The organism is Peribacillus sp. NPDC058002, from assembly GCF_042886655.1.
Lineage (GTDB): Bacteria > Bacillota > Bacilli > Bacillales > DSM-1321 > Peribacillus > Peribacillus aracenensis.
The window spans coordinates 1-16,734 of sequence record NZ_JBHVQU010000088.1 but is presented as its reverse complement, the minus strand read 5'-3'; the positions used below and the strand labels follow the sequence as shown (position 1 = coordinate 16,734).

Annotated in this window: 19 protein-coding genes; 7 read left to right on the top strand and 12 right to left on the bottom strand. The window is 39.7% G+C overall.

Annotated elements, in window-relative coordinates:
- Positions 1-345: 345 nt before the first annotated feature.
- Both ACFVSH_RS15630 and ACFVSH_RS15625 read right to left on the bottom strand, forming a co-directional pair.
- Entirely contained in the window at positions 346-969 is a 624-nt protein-coding gene (locus ACFVSH_RS15630; RefSeq protein WP_387706746.1) for a DUF2238 domain-containing protein, read from the bottom strand.
- A 36-nt stretch (positions 970-1,005) separates the two neighbouring features.
- Entirely contained in the window at positions 1,006-1,779 is a 774-nt protein-coding gene (locus tag ACFVSH_RS15625) for an alpha/beta fold hydrolase (RefSeq protein WP_387706744.1), read from the bottom strand.
- A gap of 182 nt (positions 1,780-1,961) precedes the next feature.
- Between ACFVSH_RS15625 and ACFVSH_RS15620 the strand changes: the two genes are divergently transcribed.
- The 7 genes from ACFVSH_RS15620 to ACFVSH_RS15590 all read left to right on the top strand — a co-directional run bounded on the left by ACFVSH_RS15620 (position 1,962) and on the right by ACFVSH_RS15590 (position 8,709).
- The gene (locus ACFVSH_RS15620) at positions 1,962-2,135 is read left to right on the top strand and encodes a hypothetical protein (RefSeq protein WP_387706742.1); all 174 of its coding nucleotides are present in this window, start codon (positions 1,962-1,964) and stop codon (positions 2,133-2,135) included.
- Positions 2,136-2,356: 221 nt separating this feature from the next.
- The gene (locus ACFVSH_RS15615; protein WP_342614402.1) at positions 2,357-2,905 is read left to right on the top strand and encodes a peptidoglycan-binding domain-containing protein; all 549 of its coding nucleotides are present in this window, start codon (positions 2,357-2,359) and stop codon (positions 2,903-2,905) included.
- 741 nt (positions 2,906-3,646) lie between these two features.
- A complete protein-coding gene (locus ACFVSH_RS15610) occupies positions 3,647-5,269 on the top strand; it encodes an ABC transporter substrate-binding protein (protein ID WP_387706739.1) in 1,623 nt (540 codons plus the stop codon).
- A gap of 2 nt (positions 5,270-5,271) precedes the next feature.
- Positions 5,272-6,297: an ABC transporter permease gene (locus ACFVSH_RS15605; protein ID WP_387706737.1), complete on the top strand. Its 1,026-nt coding sequence runs from the start codon at positions 5,272-5,274 to the stop codon at positions 6,295-6,297.
- Positions 6,269-7,135: an ABC transporter permease gene (locus ACFVSH_RS15600; protein WP_387600636.1), complete on the top strand. Its 867-nt coding sequence runs from the start codon at positions 6,269-6,271 to the stop codon at positions 7,133-7,135. Before ACFVSH_RS15605 ends, ACFVSH_RS15600 begins: the two co-directional genes overlap by 29 nt.
- A gap of 40 nt (positions 7,136-7,175) precedes the next feature.
- Positions 7,176-8,096 (top strand): ABC transporter ATP-binding protein, encoded by a 921-nt coding sequence (locus ACFVSH_RS15595; RefSeq protein ID WP_387706735.1) that lies wholly within the window; start codon positions 7,176-7,178, stop codon positions 8,094-8,096.
- Positions 8,086-8,709 (top strand): ABC transporter ATP-binding protein, encoded by a 624-nt coding sequence (locus ACFVSH_RS15590; RefSeq protein WP_260286675.1) that lies wholly within the window; start codon positions 8,086-8,088, stop codon positions 8,707-8,709. Before ACFVSH_RS15595 ends, ACFVSH_RS15590 begins: the two co-directional genes overlap by 11 nt.
- A 63-nt stretch (positions 8,710-8,772) precedes the next feature.
- On the opposite strand, the gene ACFVSH_RS15585 is transcribed toward ACFVSH_RS15590, so the two are convergent.
- The 10 genes from ACFVSH_RS15585 to ACFVSH_RS15540 all read right to left on the bottom strand — a co-directional run bounded on the left by ACFVSH_RS15585 (position 8,773) and on the right by ACFVSH_RS15540 (position 16,385).
- Positions 8,773-9,252, bottom strand: a complete 480-nt coding sequence (locus tag ACFVSH_RS15585) for a hypothetical protein (protein ID WP_387600643.1) — start codon at positions 9,250-9,252, stop codon at positions 8,773-8,775.
- 284 nt (positions 9,253-9,536) lie between these two features.
- Positions 9,537-10,361: an urease accessory protein UreD gene (locus tag ACFVSH_RS15580; protein WP_387600646.1), complete on the bottom strand. Its 825-nt coding sequence runs from the start codon at positions 10,359-10,361 to the stop codon at positions 9,537-9,539.
- Position 10,362: 1 nt separating this feature from the next.
- A complete protein-coding gene (gene ureG / locus ACFVSH_RS15575) occupies positions 10,363-10,974 on the bottom strand; it encodes an urease accessory protein UreG (protein ID WP_056524172.1) in 612 nt (203 codons plus the stop codon).
- Between the two features lie 36 nt (positions 10,975-11,010).
- On the bottom strand, positions 11,011-11,697 hold the full coding sequence (locus ACFVSH_RS15570) for an urease accessory protein UreF (protein WP_387600649.1): 687 nt from the start codon (positions 11,695-11,697) through the stop codon (positions 11,011-11,013).
- On the bottom strand, positions 11,690-12,145 hold the full coding sequence (gene ureE, locus ACFVSH_RS15565) for an urease accessory protein UreE (protein WP_387600652.1): 456 nt from the start codon (positions 12,143-12,145) through the stop codon (positions 11,690-11,692). Before ureE ends, ACFVSH_RS15570 begins: the two co-directional genes overlap by 8 nt.
- Positions 12,146-12,156: 11 nt before the next feature.
- Positions 12,157-13,872 carry an urease subunit alpha gene (ureC, locus tag ACFVSH_RS15560; RefSeq protein WP_387600655.1) on the bottom strand — a complete coding sequence of 572 codons (1,716 nt, stop codon included), beginning with the start codon at positions 13,870-13,872 and terminating at the stop codon, positions 12,157-12,159.
- The gene (locus ACFVSH_RS15555) at positions 13,869-14,192 is read right to left on the bottom strand and encodes an urease subunit beta (RefSeq protein ID WP_342614392.1); all 324 of its coding nucleotides are present in this window, start codon (positions 14,190-14,192) and stop codon (positions 13,869-13,871) included. The genes ureC and ACFVSH_RS15555 overlap by 4 nt, the downstream gene beginning before the upstream one ends.
- A gap of 17 nt (positions 14,193-14,209) precedes the next feature.
- Positions 14,210-14,512, bottom strand: a complete 303-nt coding sequence (locus ACFVSH_RS15550) for an urease subunit gamma (RefSeq protein ID WP_260286687.1) — start codon at positions 14,510-14,512, stop codon at positions 14,210-14,212.
- 299 nt (positions 14,513-14,811) lie between these two features.
- A complete protein-coding gene (locus tag ACFVSH_RS15545) occupies positions 14,812-15,132 on the bottom strand; it encodes a DUF3870 domain-containing protein (protein ID WP_387600659.1) in 321 nt (106 codons plus the stop codon).
- Positions 15,133-15,938: 806 nt separating this feature from the next.
- Positions 15,939-16,385, bottom strand: coding sequence for a hypothetical protein (locus ACFVSH_RS15540; protein WP_387600661.1), 447 nt, complete (start codon positions 16,383-16,385; stop codon positions 15,939-15,941).
- Between the last annotated feature and the right edge of the window lie 349 nt (positions 16,386-16,734).

Below are 16,734 nucleotides of genomic sequence, written 5' to 3'. Positions count from 1 at the left end.
GCGCCTTTGCGCCTGCGGGGTCTCCCTTGGACACGTTTTTCCCGCAGGAGTCTCGTACCCTCCGTTCCAATCAACTGGATTGTTTTTTAAATAAAAAACTTCAGGCAAACTGACTTTCCTTCGAGTTTGTCTATAGTGGAACCGAAATCTTTTGTTGATTTCGGTTTTTTCTTTTGGGTCTGATATTGAATGCTGTTGATTTCCATAGAACATATGGAGCATCATATTAACGATCAAATTCTAATTTGATATTAAATGGCTTCGTGAAGATCCTGGTTGTAATTCCTTTAAGCCTTTACAGTTTTTGTTAGTAGGTCTGACCCAATATTTCATCTTTTTTTCTTCTTAATTTTTCACTTTTCGTAACAGCTTGTCATGAAGTTTGGACAAGGTGAACAATACAAGGATAGAGCCTATTAATGTTAACGACATATCCCATTGTGCGTCCCAAATATCACCTTGTGTTCCTAAAAATTCTTTTGAAGCTTTTCCACCTTTTGAAACAATGGCAGTTATCCATTCGATGATTTCATATAAGGCACCAATGGCAAGCGCAAAACTTAATGTAACAGCAAATAACCACGGTCCTTTTGTTAGAGGGGTTTTACGTATTAATATTTCTCTAATCACAATCGCAAATAAACCTTTCAGGAAATGCCCAAACCGATCATAGTGGTTCCGGCTTAGATCGTAATGATCTTTTAGCCAATTAAATGCAGGGACTTTTGAGTACGTATAATGGCCACCGATGAACATGGTGATTGAAAGAACGGCAATAACGAAATAGGATAATGTAGTGAGGCGGAATTTATTATATGTAGCAAGTAAATAAATCAGAAACACAACGGCAGGAAATACTTCCATTGTCCATATCAAGTATCCTGCAGGCTTAATGACTGACCAAATAAAAACGGCAGTGACTAGCAATAGAAATAATAAATGAATCAGTATGCTTTTATCTCTTCCCAATTTTTTTCACTCCATTAATTTTATCAGTTGATAGAATCAAACAGTTCGTGTATGGATAAAACGCTTAATGCTTTCATTTAAATCATTAGCCGCTTTTGTAGGGACCTGATGCTTCGTATGTTCAATGAATTTTAATTCCGTATATGGCAATTTTTCATGTAATAAATAAGCGTAATGATGCAATGGTTTATCTTTTTTACCATAGACCAGTAAAATGGGCATGTTGATTTTCTCTAGCTGGTGTGTACAGTTATAATGCAAACTATAATGGTAATACTGCTCGATATTTCGGGCATCTCCCTTCAGGGCGTCATTAAACATATCGTTGAACAACTTTCCTGTATTTGAATTGCTCCATGAAATGGAAAGCGCTAGGATTGGAACGGCGTCTTTATTTGCAAGGGATATTCCTAAAGAAATCTTTTGCTTTAAATATTTATCCCTCACTTCTGACATTCCACCTATTACAATGCCTCCTAGAGCCCTATCGCCACAAGTCAGCAAATATTCCAATACGATGGAGCCTCCGGTCGAATAACCGCATATGATAGCTTTTTTTATTTCCAAATGATCTAACAGATGTTTGATATCTTCTATAATCAGGGGATAAGTTACTGGCAGTCTTGAATACTGACTTCTTCCGTGACCCCTAATATCAAAAGTGATAACTTTGAACTCTTCGGATAATTCCTTCAGCTGGTATTGGAAATTCACACTTGTCAGTACTGGTGGATGAATAAAAACAATAGGAACACCATTTCCCTTAACAGAATAATACAAGCTAATACCGTCCACATCTAACATTGGCATATGAATATTCACCTCATTCGAAGAGTACTTGCATAATATCCCTCCTGAAAGAATTTTCCCTTTAAAACGTATTTTTATAACTAATAGTTTCGGTTACAATCATCTTGAATTTTTTGGGTTTTTTTGAACAAGATATAAGAGTTCAGGAAATGAACAAAAATATATAAAATAAGGTGATTAAGATGAAGGCTAACATGAATAAAGTTTTGCCAGTTGTCGCTTCGGTCGGAGTAGGTATTGCTACTTATCAAATGTTGAGTGGAAATGGCGGGAAAATGAAAAATATGGTGCCGCTTGCCACTAACATGATGGGCATGGGAACTGGGATGCAAGGGCAGAATCAACAACAGCCATAAAATCACTAAAACAAAATGATCCCCTTTAGGGGATCATTTTGTTTTAGCCAAGAAAAGGGACCTCCATCATATAAGCTTAATGCATACCATGGATACCATTTACCATTTTTTATAAATAAAGTAATAAAACGCCAATAAAACTACTCCTTACGTTATAATGAATGGGCTCCAAGGAAAGTGCCAGAAACCTGCAGAAGTGATCAAATGAATGGAGGTTATATGTGTTGAAGAAAAAATTATTGGTCATCATTCCAACTGTTGCCCTGATGTTGGCCCCACTAGGAACGGGAACTTCAATTACCCACGCAGCAACAAAGGAGAAAATCGAAACGAAGGCGGAAACGCGCCCGACCCTCAGGAAAGGCTCACGTTCAAGTTATGTAAGAGACTTACAGCAAAGCCTTAAAGATGTTAAATATAGTGTAGGCGTAGATGGGATTTTCGGTACCCAAACACAAAATGTGGTAAGGGAGTTTCAAGTGGATCATAACTTGAGTTCAGATGGTATCGTCGGTCCGCTGACATGGGCTGCTTTAGATGAGAATAAGGTGGAAAGAAAACAGTTCACGGAAAAAGACGCGATCGCGTTAGGGAAGAAGAAGCTGGGTAACAAGATCGTATTCAGCGGTGATGGCAGATTGCTGAAAGATGGCAAAGGAAAAGCCTATTACAACTATAAAGCAGCTAATAAGGATTGGATCGATCAAGGCGGCACAGGAACGATTGGGTGGTTCCACATTTATAAAGATGGCCGTGTAGTGGAACAATAAAGGATATACATGCAAAGAATGTTCTCACTTTATGTGGGATTTTTTTTTTGTAAGGCATGGATATAATAAGAAGACTAACTGCATCTATCTTTGGATATAAATAACAAATAAATATAGAAAAGCAATTTGGTTTATTGGGATGATCATATGAGCCTTAGTGTTCCATTATTGAGATTTGTTTAGTCCCCTATATTCTTTTTACTTCTGGAATCGACTGTTTAAAATCCCGCGTTTTCCCTCTCAAAATCTCATTTCTGAACGGTCATTTATGCTAGAAACTATATCAAATTGATTTATTGTTACTAATAAAGTTGTTTAATAATCGAAATAATCGTATACTTGACAAAAAGTCGGTTCCCATTGTTGTTTGGAAATAGTTCTTTACTAATATCTTGCAAAGCGAGTCCTTCAGTAGAAAATCTAATATTAGATAAAGAATAGACGAGTAAGTTTCCTAATCATAATAGGGAATCTTCTCGTCTTATACTATTTTAATATAGTTTAGGCGCCAAAAAATCCGCATTCCTCTTCATTTTAGACAAGATTTCTAATACCTCCTGTAACAACAACACCTGCTTAGTATGGACATTTGTTTCATATGTATCTTGAATAAAATGCTTTTTACCAAGTTGGTTGTTTATTCCTTTAAATCGGGTGATATATACACCCATGTATTCTTCTTTATTTTATATTTTTGAAGTAGCGAACTTATTTAAGACTATAAATTTGAGGTGGGAACAAATGAGAAAAAGAATGTTTGGAATTATCGTATTAATTACTTTAGTTTCTTCTATTATATTAATGGGTTGCAATCAATTAGAATCCAATCAATCTGATGATTCAAATGGTGACGTTAATCAGAAGAAAAAGGATGAGCTTGTGATGGCATTTGGTTCAGAGCCTGAAGCAGGTTTTGATCCAACGGCCGGATGGGGACGTTATGGCTCACCGCTTTTCCAAAGTACTCTACTAAAAAGAGATAACAAGCTTAACATTGTAAATGATCTTGCAACAAGTTATAAAGTCAATGAAGATGGCAAGGTTTGGACAGTGAACATACGTAAGGATGTGAAATTTTCAGACGGAGAACAATTAACCGCGGACGATGTAGTCTTTACATTTGAAACAGCTACCAACAATGGGTCGGTCGTTGATCTTAATGGTATGGATAAAGTGGAGGCGATCAATGATTACACCGTAAAATTCACGTTAAAAGATCCTCAATCAACATTTGTTAATTCCTTAGTAGGAACAGGAATCGTTCCAAAACATGCTTATGGCGCTGACTATGCGGAAAATCCTATAGGGTCAGGACCTTATCAGCTCGTTCAATGGGACAAAGGGCAACAGCTCATTATAAAGGTTAATCCTGAATATTATGGCAAAAAGTCGTATTTTAAAAAGATTACCTTTCTATTTCTAAACGAGGATGCATCTTTTGCTGCTGCACAAGCAGGGAAGGTCGATCTTGCTTATATACCAGCTGCATTTAGTAACCAGGAAGTGCCTGGAATGAGGTTGGAATCGGTGAAAACAGTTGATAATCGAGGAATCGTCTTTCCATTTGTAAAATCAGGTGACTTTACTGAAGATGGCTTACCAATTGGTAACGATGTAACTGCTGATCCAGCGATTCGTCATGCGATTAATATTGCGGTAGACAGAAAAGCGTTAGTTGATGGAGTCTTAGAGGGGCGTGGTACACCAGCTTATACTTCAGTGGATGGCCTTCCTTGGTGGAACCCGGATACAACCATTAAGGACGCTGATTTTGACGGTGCGCGGAAACTTTTGAAAAAAGCCGGATGGAAGGATACAGATGGAGATGGGATTCTTGAGAAGGATTCTTTGAAAGCTGAGTTCACTCTTTATTACTTGGCGAGTGATGCAATCAGGCAATCTCTTGCAATTTCTGTGGCCGATATGATCAAGCCACTGGGAATCCAGATTAAAGTAGAAGGAGGAAGTTGGGATATTATTGAAAAGAAAATGTATTCAAATGCAGTCCTATTAGGTTGGGGTAGCCATGACCCTCATGAGATGTATAACATTTATAGTAGCAAATTTGCAGGGGTAGACTTTTATAATACCGGATATTATCAAAATAAAACGGTGGATGAATACTTTGATAAAGCCCTTCTTGCTACAAGTGAAACAGAAGCAATCGAGTATTGGAAAAAAGCACAATGGGATGGAACAACAGGCTTAAGTGCAAAGGGTGACGCTCCATGGGCCTGGTTAGTGAATATTGATCATTTGTACTTAGTGAAAGATGGACTTGATATCGGGGAACAAAGAATCCATGTACATGGGCATGGTTGGCCTGCAACAGATAACATAGTTGAATGGAAATGGTCCGACTAATTATGCGTAAACTTAGAGGTGGAAAGCTAGGATTATTTCTATTATTGAAAGGATTAAGAATGGTCACATTATTGATTGCCATTTGTTTAATTTCCTTTCTATTAATAAAAAACTCTCCGATTGATCCAATCCAAGCCTATATCGGAGCCGATATGTTGAAGGTGGGTCCTGAGCAAAGGGAGAAGATAGCCGAATATTGGGGAGTGGACCAACCAGTCATGGTGCAATTCTTGAATTGGGGATCTGCGGTACTTACAGGTGATTTAGGAACTTCAATGATATTTCGCCGCCCGGTAATGGACATTATCGGTGAACGATTCTTAAATTCCCTGGCACTCATGATATCAGCCTGGATATTATCAGGGATAATTGGATTTTCCATGGGTGTTATAGCGGCCATGAAAAAAGGGACTTGGATCGATCGAATAATAAAATGGTACTGTTTCACTCTTGCTTCAACTCCTACCTTTTGGGTGGGGCTCCTTATCCTTATCGTTTTTGGCGTTTGGCTAAGATGGTTTCCGATTGGAATGGGAGTTCCAGCTGGGGTCCTTGCGGAAAATGTCACAATGATGGATCGAATCATGCACCTTATTCTTCCGGCAATCACGCTTAGTATAGTTGGGGTTGCTAATGTGGCCTTGCATACGCGCCAGAAGCTGATTGATGTTCTTTCTAGTGATTATGTCTTATTTGCTAGGGCGAGAGGTGAACAAGGATTTGTCTTGTTTTGGAGACATGGATTGCGTAATGTTGCTTTGCCGGCGATTACCTTACAATTTGCGGCTTTTAGTGAATTGTTTGGTGGAGCAGTGCTGGCTGAGCAAGTTTTTTCATATCCCGGTTTAGGACAAGCTACGGTAGAAGCTGGGCTTAGGGGAGACGTCCCCCTTTTATTGGGATTGGTTATATGTAGCACAATATTTGTTTTTGTAGGAAATTTACTTGCTGATTTAAGCTATCGTTTATTAGATCCCAGAATGAGGGAGGGGAGAAGTTATGATTCCAGGCCTCAAAAACAAAAATAATGATAATGTTAAACGATTTGCTCTAAATCGAAAGCAGCGGACACTTTATATGATTCTAATCCTACTTGCTTTTTTAGTACTTGTCATAGTAGGTGGTATCTTTATTGATGAGGGGAGAATCGAGACGAATCTTGATGAGCGAAATGATCCCCCATCATTAGCTCATCCCTTTGGTACGGATTGGTTGGGTAGAGATATGTTTACACGTACGGTAATGGGACTTTCCTTAAGTATGGGGGTTGGATTGATTGGAGCGATGGGAAGCGCGTCAATTGCTCTATTCTTGGGGATGGCAGCTGCAACAATGGGAAAAATGGCGGATCGTCTCATTTCATGGCTTATCGACCTATTTCTGAGTGTACCGCATCTCGTAACCCTTATTCTAATCGCTTTTACATTAGGGGGAGGATTTAAAGGGATTGTAATTGGTTTAACTTTAACTCATTGGCCAAGCCTTGCCCGAGTCATCCGGGCAGAGGTCATGCAAGTTCGTTCAGCAGAATATGTTCAGGTTTCTCAGAAAATGGGGAAATCTCGATGGTGGATCGCTTTCCATCATATTCTGCCCCATGTTTTCCCGCAGCTTTTAATTGGGTTCATGCTATTGTTTCCTCATGTTATTTTACATGAGGCAGCTGTTACATTTATAGGTTTGGGATTGTCTCCTCACGAGCCGGCAATTGGAATTATTCTATCAGAATCTATGAAGTATTTATCTTCAGGTATGTGGTGGCTTGCCTTTTTTCCAGGGCTATGTTTATTGATTATCGTGAGAACGTTTGATCAGATAGGAGAAAATATCCGGTTGCACTTGGATCCTAATAGGGCTCACGATTAGTCACCCATATGCTACTTTCGATTTTAAGAGGAGTTAACAAATGCCTATTCTTGAAGTAGAAAATTTATCAGTATCCTTTAAGCAATATTATGGATTTAAAAAGAAAAGTCATAAAGTTATATCAAGTTTAAATGTCACTCTTGAGGCAGGTGAGGTTCTTGCCGTTGTAGGAGCAAGTGGATCGGGGAAAAGTCTGCTCGCACATGCCATTCTAGGGATATTGCCAAGAAATGCGAGTATAAGTGGACGGATTAAATATGCAGGAGAGGATCTCACCACTGCTCGGCAAACCGTATTAAGAGGTAAGGAAATTGCCCTTGTACCACAATCGGTAAACTTTCTCGATCCACTGATGCGCGTTGGAAATCAGGTCCGCACATCAGTAAAATCCGGTGATGCTGTATCGGTCCAACGAGAGGTCTTTGAGCGCTATCACCTACGGCCAGAGGTGGAGGATATGTATCCATTTCAACTTTCTGGAGGTATGGCGAGGAGGGTACTTCTATCAACTGCCATGGTAAGCGGGGCAAAGGTGATTATTGCGGATGAGCCTACTCCAGGGCTCGATCCCGATGTCATAATGGAAGCGTTAAATAATTTTAGAGAGGTTGCAGACAATGGTTGTGCAGTGATGCTGATCACTCATGATATTGAATCGACCCTAAATATTGCTGATAAAATTGCTGTATTTTATTCAGGAACTACAGTTGAGATAGCCCCGGCGGAGAACTTTACAGGACAGGGTGAGGAACTGCGTCATCCATATAGTAAGGTTTTGTGGAGAGCGTTACCTCAAAATGATTTTACTCCAATTCCGGGTGCTCAACCTCATCCAAGTTCATTGCCAGCAGGATGTTTATTTGCGCCGCGTTGCGAAATGGCGACCCCCGTATGCCGACAGGAACAACCTGAAATGCGAGGCCTTCGGGGCGGAATGGTGAGGTGTTTTCATGCAACTTGAAGCAAGAGATATCGGATTTCGATATGGAGATGGACCATGGTTGTTCCAAGGAGTCAATTTGACGCTAAAACCAGGGGAAGTCGTGGGTATCAAGGGCCCCAGTGGACAAGGGAAAACAACCTTTTGCCGGATATTGGCGGGTTTTGAAACACCTATTGAGGGAGAGGTACTCTTAAATGGAGCATCATTGCCACTGAACGGGTATCATCCTGTTCAAATGGTCCTTCAGCATCCAGAGAAGGCAATCAATCCTAAATGGAAGATGCATAAGATTCTTAATGAAGGATATCAACCTGATAAAGCGTTGTTAGAATTACTGGGGATTGAGCAGGAATGGCTAGCACGCTGGCCTAACGAACTATCTGGAGGAGAGCTGCAACGATTTTGTGTTGCCCGTGCATTGGGGCCTGATACACGTTTTTTAATTGCAGATGAAATGACAACAATGCTTGACGCAATCACACAAGCCCAAATTTGGCAGGCACTCATTGAAATTGCTAAAAAGAGAGAGATGGGAATTATCGTTGTCACCCATGAAACGAGGTTAATGCAAAGACTTTGCCAGCGTGTGCTTGATTTTAATGATTTTAGTGGAGATAAGAATAAGAAATGAACTCTTGACATAGGAAAAGGAGGTCTCTTTGACAGAGACCTCCTTTTCCTATGTCATTTATTGCTAAATATTTTCTTTGTTTTCATTTACTTGTTTCGCTACTTTTTGATGGATTTCTGTTTCAATTGCCTCAATAAGATCTTCTTTAAGCTTTTGCTTTGGCTGAGGATGGAACCATTGGATTTCTCCTTCGTGAATAAAGCCTTTGAATTCCTTTCCCTGCACTTGCAAAGAAAATTGTTGGCGTTCATGTAACCGGTCTTCAAATGCTGGTTTTAATTCAAGGTCTGCAATCTCTTTTGAAATGCCATAGTGTCGCATTAATGAATGTATGGTAGATTCAATTGCTTCTACTTTACTTTCCCCAATCTTTTGTTTCGGATGTGGGTGGAGCCAATAGATCTCATCTTCATGAAAATGTCCCTTGAATTCATCGCCTTGGACCTTAAAAGTGAATCCGTGTCGCTCATGAACACGATTCTCAAACACTGTTTCCACTTCAAAATCTTCAAATTCGGGTTTTGCATTCTTATCTTCAGACATAATGTAACCCCTCTCATGAAAGTTTATAATTGGATTTTTTTCTGGATTTTCGAAAATGTTCTGGAGTTGCAAAATCGGTCCAAATCCTGAGTGGTAATTATCTATTAATTGTCTATTATATAGGTCTTTATTTAAGACTGTCCATATAATATGGAACAGTTCATGAAAAGTCGGTCTTTAATCGCATAATAGGACACTGCAAACTGTTAATGAAGGTACTCGGGATAATTCCATACTCGACATCTGTTCTTTGCCTTTTAAGGAATCAGCATCCGATGAATGTTTTAGTATTTCCGTAATGAGCCTGGTGTACGATTATTCCACTTCTCGCTGATGATCCTATGGCAATGATTCAATATTCGTTCAATGACCTGGGTAGAGTTCGCAAGGATTCGAATGCTAAGGCCGGGCACTGCCAACTTTGAAATTCCAAATTTAAAACTCGTTTCTTCCATTTGAATAGTTTCATACAATTCATCGAGAAGGGCATCGTTCGTATATTCGCTGATTGCGATCATTGACCCAAGATGGGTAAAGCCTTCCATGAAACCTAGACCCGATATCGATTGTTTTTCAGGTATTAATTTAATATGGTCAAACACACCAAGCGCTCCATCCAAAAAAACTTCGGTAATTAATTGAATAGTATTATAGCTGAACTTTTTGCCCCCCGGAGACCAGCCGGGAGTAAGAATATCCGTATAAATGAACGTTGCTCCGCTTTCCATATAAACCACATTTTTTTGCTTATAATGAGCATTTTCATAAGCGATCAGTGGATCTGGAAGGTATTCTAAATAACTACCTTTTTGTAAGGATATGTTGGTTTCCTGATAGGCATGGCTTTTTGGCGTTTTGTATACTTTTGTCGCCGATTGCGTGGTTAAAGTAACTCTGGATCCTTCATCAACTGATATCTCCATCTTGTATCGATCGCCATCTAAATAGCCGCCACCGGGATTTAGAAGGTAATAGCAAACCTGCCCTGAATCATCAAAGTAAATCGGCCGCATAACTTTGAGTGCACCCTGAAAGTACACCCTTTTCGCGACGGTTTTTCCTTTCCGATCTTCTAGTTCCAGAGATAAAGTGCCAGTCCAATCCGTCATATTAATCTAAACCTTTTAATAAAGCATGCTGCTTAATCCAGTCAATTACTTCAGGAAGGCCATCATCATTTTTTAAGTTTGTAAAAACGAATGGTTTGTCGCCACGGAATACTTTTGTATCTTTTGCCATTACTTCGAGACTTGCACCGACATAAGGAGCAAGGTCCGTTTTATTAATGATGAACAAATCTGATTTGATCATACCTTGTCCGCCTTTACGTGGGATTTTTTCCCCTTGTGCAACATCAATAATATAAATAGAGAAGTCCACCAGTTCGGGGCTGAAAGTAGCCGCAAGATTATCTCCGCCACTCTCAACAAAAATAAGTTCAACGTCTGGGTGGCGCTCGATTAATTCATCGATAGCGGCAAAGTTCATGGAAGCATCTTCTCGAATGGCAGTGTGGGGACAGCCGCCCGTTTCTACACCAATGATCCGATCTTCTGGAAGTACTCCATTTTGGATTAAAAATTTCGCGTCTTCTTTTGTGTAAATATCGTTTGTGACAACTGCCATTTTTATTTCATTTTCGAGATGGCGAGTCAACTTTTCTACAAGCATTGTTTTACCTGCTCCAACAGGTCCACCAACGCCGATTCTAATTGGTTCCATTAAAACACGTCCTTTACTACTGATTCTTTCAAAAATCTATGACATGAATATTCGAATGTTAACGCGCTCATGTTTCATTTGAGACAGCTCAATACCTGGTGAAACAATGCCAAAATCGTCTTTCGTCAGTTGCATGATTCTCACCGCTGCCTGTGTTATTTCAGGTATGAAATTGTGAGTGATCGTTTGGCCTGCTGTTTGTCCAAGAGGAATGGCTCGAACTGCATTTTGTACTTGGCTGGTTATGGCAGAATATAAATAATAGAGGAGGGTGTCTTGTTTTGTTACCCCAAGTCCATGAGCTACCATCGTAAATACAATGGCTGGATGGCCAAATGAACTCTTTTTCTTAATTTCCGCCCTGTAATGCGAGAGTATGGGCATATCATAAAGTGATTCAGTGAGTTTAAGCATTCGGTCCCCGATCATTTGCGTCCCTTCCCGTGTTTCCCTCGGCAAGTTCTGGACAGTTATCAGACGATCCAATTTCCAGATTTCTTGAATATCCTCTTTCATTAGGGCTTCATAAACGAGACTCGAGACAAGCCCATCTGTGTAGATGAGCTGCTCATGTAAATACACTTTCAGCCACTGGAAAAATGTCTCCTTGTCTACAACTTGATTTTCTTGTATATAGCTCTCCAAGCCGAAGGAATGACTGAAGGCGCCGGTAGGTAAATTAGAGTCACAAAGCTGAAACAAAGAGAGAATATGATTATTCATGACTATGGCCTATATGACGGAACGCTTGTTTCACTTTTCGTTCCTCCCGTTTAAAAGGAATTCCGAGTTCCAGAAGTAATTCCTCAACCAAGTAGTCATATTGGACCAGCATATCATCCTCTTCAAATTGAGCAGGGAGGTGACGGTTGCCAAGTTGATGGGCGATTGTACCCATTTCTTTTATACTTCGGGGACTGATAACTAGTAAGTCATCTGACAGCACATCTATGACGATCATATTTTTATCGTCCATGTATAATACATCCCCAGCCAAAAGATCTCGAGGCTCTTTTAACCGAATACCAAGTTCATTACCGTGATCCGTCTTGACCCTTTGGATGCGCTTCATTAAATGTGCACTTTCCAAGTATACTTTTTCTATGTGACGCTTTTTAATTTCATTAGTATCCATCTTTTCTAAATTAGTGACGATTTTTTCAATAATCAATACTCTTCACCTCAGAATAGGAAATATCGCTGACCCATCGGAACGGTATCAACCGGATCACATGTCAGGAGCTCACCATTTACTTTCACTTCATATGTTTGCGGATCAACAGTAATATCAGGTGTTTCCCCATTTAATTTCATATCTTTCTTAGTCAGGGTCCGAATTCCGCCAACAGGTAAAATCATTTTTTGTAATCCAAGTTTCTCATGAACACCAGCATCATAGGCAGCTTGAGAAATGAAAGTCACCGAACTTTTTGATAAGGCTTTCCCAAACTGGGCATACATTGGACGATGAATATAAGGTTGCGGAGTTGGGATGGAAGCATTTGCATCACCCATTAACCCGGTAACCGCTAAGCCGTTTTTAAGCACCATTTCTGGCTTCACTCCAAAAAACTTCGGAGACCAAAGGACTAAATCAGCCAATTTTCCAACTTCAATTGAACCTACATGCTCTGAAATCCCGTGTGTAATGGCTGGATTAATAGTGTATTTGGCAATATAGCGTTTAGCCCGGTTGTTGTCGGAATATTTGCTATCTCCTAGCATGGTGCCTCTTTGTTTTTTCATTTTGTCTGCAACTTGCCATGTGCGTAGGACGACTTCTCCTACACGGCCCATTGCTTGGGCATCTGAGCTTACCATGCTAAATACGCCCATATCGTGAAGAATATCTTCTGCTGCAATTGTTTCCCTTCTAATTCTAGAGTCTGCAAATGCAATGTCTTCCGGAACTGAAGGATTTAAATGATGGCAAACCATTACCATGTCAAGGTGTTCGTCGATAGTATTTACGGTATAAGGGAGGGTGGGGTTCGTTGATGATGGCAGAATGTTATGATAACCTGCCGATTTGATTAGATCAGGTGCATGGCCACCGCCTGCCCCTTCGGTGTGGTACATGTGAAGGACTCGGTCTTTTACTGCGGCCATGGTATTTTCCATGAATCCACTTTCATTCAATGTATCTGCGTGCAGGGCAACTTGAATATCATATTCATCTGCTACCCTTAGTGCATAGTCTAGAGAAGAACCTGTGGCTCCCCAGTCTTCATGAACTTTTAATCCGATAACTCCAGCTTTCACTTGCTCGGTTAAAGGTTCAATGGAAGCAGCATGACCTTTACCTGTAAAGCCAATGTTAATAGGGAGGCCTTCTGCAGCTTCAAGCATGCGATGAATATTCCACTCGCCGGGAGTAACCGTAGTAGCCTTGGATCCTGCTGCAGGACCAGTACCGCCGCCGATTAATGTTGTCGTTCCAGACGTCAGTGCGACCTGTACTTGTTCCGGATTGATAAAATGAACGTGGGTATCGATGGCTCCAGCAGTCACAATCAGGCCTTCACCGGCTATGATTTCAGTAGATGCGCCAATGATAATATCCACATTGTCCATAACGAGCGGGTTTCCACTTTTACCAATACCAAAAATTTTGCCATCCCGAATGGCTAGATCGGCTTTACAAATTCCTGTGTAATCCAAGATTACGACGTTTGTTATGATGGTATCTGCAACACCGTCGTCTTTGCGGGTGGCAAGGGGATGCTGGCCCATACCGTCACGAATGACTTTACCGCCACCAAACACCACTTCTTCTCCATATGTAGTGTAATCCTTTTCAATTTGAATAAACAAATCTGTGTCTGCAAGGCGGATAGAGTCCCCTGTAGTCGGTCCGTACATTTCAGCATATTGCTTTCGGGACATTCTAAAACTCATGATTCACCCTCACTTTCTAATTTGCCGTCTACTTTATTATTGAACCCATATACACGACGCTCTCCTGCAAAATTAATAAGTTGTATTTCTTTTTCATCTCCGGGTTCAAAACGAACAGCTGCTCCAGCAGGGACATTCAATCTCTTACCGTAAGCTTCTTTTCTATTAAAACGGAGTGCTTCATTTACTTCGTAAAAATGAAAGTGTGACCCGACTTGAACAGGGCGGTCTCCTGTATTTGTAACAGAAATGGAAAAAACAGCGCTTCCTTCATTACAAATAATCTCTTCTTCTTTTAAAATGTATTCTCCAGGCAGCATATAGTCATCTCTCCTTTTTATCTTATAGGGCTGTGGACAGTCACTAACTTCGTTCCATCTGGAAAAGTTGCTTCAACCTGAATATCATCAATCATTTCAGGTATTCCATCCATGACATCATCTTGCGTCAAAATGGTAGCCCCGTATTCCATAAGTTCAGCAACAGTTTTCCCGTCCCTTGCGCCTTCCAATACCTCATAAGTGATGAGCGCACAAGCTTCAGGGTGATTTAATTTCAATCCCCTATCTTTCCGGCGCCTTGCAAGGTCTGCTGCCACCACTATCATAAGCTTGTCAATTTCCCGCGGCAATAAATGCATAGTTGAATCCTCCTGTTGTATTTTCAAACAATAAAAAACTCCCATTCGGAGAAAGGAGAGAAAATAAATACCCTTATTCATTTTCTCCAAACTCCCTGTAGATAATCCCCACTAAAGGAGTTTAACATACAAAGTTTTTAAGATGAAGTTTAACGCAATGCGAAACGAACTAAATAAAGTAGGACTTCATAGAAGGTTTAAAGGTGGTAATGATTTCTTTCCAAAAGGAGAGTAATAAGGATACAGTCATTGACACATGTGGTTTTATTCCTGAGATACATCAAAAGGCAAGCAGTTCCTCATTGTTTAAGAAAGTCTCCATATCGTTGTTCGACAGCTTGCAAAGCCACAATAATAACTTGTCGGGATGGAGATTCATGACATTGACGAATTGTTTCAATTAATGGATTGACTCCTTGGGATAAATCATATCCTATCATTGATCTTTTAAAAAAGTCCCAAGGCAACTTTGCGATGAAAGTGACATCTGCATTTTCTATGATATGTGTTACTTCATTAATCTCAAGAACAATCCCTACACGTTTGTGAATGTCCAACATTGATAGTGCTTTAGGAACTTTGGCGTAGCCTGTAACTAAAATCGTTTTTGCATCATCCATTTCGTATCATCCTTTTTCACCAAAATTTCAGTTTGAATATCATTCCATTGACCTAAAGGCCTCTATACTAGGAGATGATCGTATCAACTAACATTTAAGAATCCTATTTAAAGGGAATCTATTTTTATTAAAAAGGTTTAATGAAAATGTGTTATACATAGAGAACTGGCCTGCAGTGTGGTTTAGTGGGATATATGTTTTCTATGCTTACGGTGGGGTCGGGAGTATTGATAAATTCTTTGCAGGGGAAAAAAGGGTTACCGAAAGTTTATTCTGCAGTGTTCCACAAGTAGACGATCATACAAGAAAAGCTATGCTCCGTCAAATGAAAGACAAATTACTTTTGCATTTCTTAATAATAAGTCTCATAGAAAAGAAGTCTTTATTTCATGTTAAGTTCTTCTTATCTTGTTCTGGGGTTATTCACAGTAAAGCTTGTTCCCATTTCTCCTTTTATTTAACTAATTTGTTTAGTTGGTTTATATGTGAAAGCGGTCAAACCCCCATTTAGTTTTACGTCCGCATGTAGAAGTTAACTAAATGGGACAGATTATTAAATTACATGGTTGGTATAGTAATACAAGGTTTTTCGTAAATAAAATATACAAGAAATGTGCTACAAACAGCTCGGTACATAAAAAAAGTAACCCTTTTCTTCCATACCATCCGGCCAGATGGATGTAGGAAAAGGGTTACTTTCATGATTGAGTAGCTACTGACTTACACAACAAAAAAACATGGAAAGAGCACCGATTGGTTTCTTTGATCATTTCCAGAGTTTCATGAAACGAAGCTTTGGTAAATAATTAGATTTTCGTTAATTTCCCGCCGGCTTCCAGTTTGAATAATCTCATTCCTTTATAAGATACAATCGAAGGGATCATACAAAGCAAGGCCATAGGTAAACAATAAAGAAGATAGAAATGCCCGCCGTTTTCGAGCAAGGGAATAAAGGCTAAAGCTACAAAAAGTAAAGTGAAAAAAATGATCGTGAAAATCCCGAAAGATTGATGATAGAATGCATGAATTTCGCTTCTTCGTTCCTCTTGGTTGGGTAAGGTCTTTACTGCTTTGTGCGTTCGAAGGAATAGGTACAAGGAGAACATTAGAAATAAAGCGGAAAATGGTAAAGCGATCGCAAATAATGAAACGTCAAGAATGGAAAGATAAAAGCTGGATAAAAAGAATACTTCTGATACCCCTAATGCAAAACAATAATTGAAGATACTTATTTTACCAGGTTGTTTAAGCATGAAATCCCTCCTTCTATATCATATTATGCAACGGCTTTCATGTTCACCACTTTGTCACATTTAAAAAGAAAAAAAGTCCACCTAAGAAATCAAGCAAAGTGGGTTAGTGGCATCGCTCGATAACATCAAGCATGCAGATGGTGAATAGAGTCTTCGCATATTACAAATAATAATAAAATATCGCTTGAAGGGGGGAGTGCTCAATGACTGTAAAAACGGCAATAATAGGATTTCTGATCGTTCTTCTATTATATTTCCTTTATGTAGTGGTTACTGCAGTGGTTCTTTTCCCCAAAGCAGAAAAAAAGGAAAATAGGCCGATTAAACATGTGAGTGCATATATGGGTGA

Bases quoted from the DNA above. Each gene is read 5' to 3' on its own strand.
- ACFVSH_RS15625 (WP_387706744.1), bottom strand. From the start codon at position 1,779: ATGCCAATGTTAGATGTGGACGGTATTAGCTTGTATTATTCTGTTAAG.
- ACFVSH_RS15620 (WP_387706742.1), top strand. From the start codon at position 1,962: ATGAAGGCTAACATGAATAAAGTTTTGCCAGTTGTCGCTTCGGTCGGA.
- ACFVSH_RS15610 (WP_387706739.1), top strand. From the start codon at position 3,647: ATGAGAAAAAGAATGTTTGGAATTATCGTATTAATTACTTTAGTTTCT.
- ACFVSH_RS15605 (WP_387706737.1), top strand. From the start codon at position 5,272: ATGCGTAAACTTAGAGGTGGAAAGCTAGGATTATTTCTATTATTGAAA.
- ACFVSH_RS15600 (WP_387600636.1), top strand. From the start codon at position 6,269: ATGATTCCAGGCCTCAAAAACAAAAATAATGATAATGTTAAACGATTT.
- ACFVSH_RS15595 (WP_387706735.1), top strand. From the start codon at position 7,176: ATGCCTATTCTTGAAGTAGAAAATTTATCAGTATCCTTTAAGCAATAT.
- ACFVSH_RS15590 (WP_260286675.1), top strand. From the start codon at position 8,086: ATGCAACTTGAAGCAAGAGATATCGGATTTCGATATGGAGATGGACCA.
- ACFVSH_RS15585 (WP_387600643.1), bottom strand. From the start codon at position 9,252: ATGTCTGAAGATAAGAATGCAAAACCCGAATTTGAAGATTTTGAAGTG.
- ACFVSH_RS15580 (WP_387600646.1), bottom strand. From the start codon at position 10,361: ATGACGGATTGGACTGGCACTTTATCTCTGGAACTAGAAGATCGGAAA.
- ureG (WP_056524172.1), bottom strand. From the start codon at position 10,974: ATGGAACCAATTAGAATCGGCGTTGGTGGACCTGTTGGAGCAGGTAAA.
- ACFVSH_RS15570 (WP_387600649.1), bottom strand. From the start codon at position 11,697: ATGAATAATCATATTCTCTCTTTGTTTCAGCTTTGTGACTCTAATTTA.
- ureC (WP_387600655.1), bottom strand. From the start codon at position 13,872: ATGAGTTTTAGAATGTCCCGAAAGCAATATGCTGAAATGTACGGACCG.
- ACFVSH_RS15555 (WP_342614392.1), bottom strand. From the start codon at position 14,192: ATGCTGCCTGGAGAATACATTTTAAAAGAAGAAGAGATTATTTGTAAT.
- ACFVSH_RS15550 (WP_260286687.1), bottom strand. From the start codon at position 14,512: ATGCATTTATTGCCGCGGGAAATTGACAAGCTTATGATAGTGGTGGCA.
- ACFVSH_RS15545 (WP_387600659.1), bottom strand. From the start codon at position 15,132: ATGGATGATGCAAAAACGATTTTAGTTACAGGCTACGCCAAAGTTCCT.
- ACFVSH_RS15540 (WP_387600661.1), bottom strand. From the start codon at position 16,385: ATGCTTAAACAACCTGGTAAAATAAGTATCTTCAATTATTGTTTTGCA.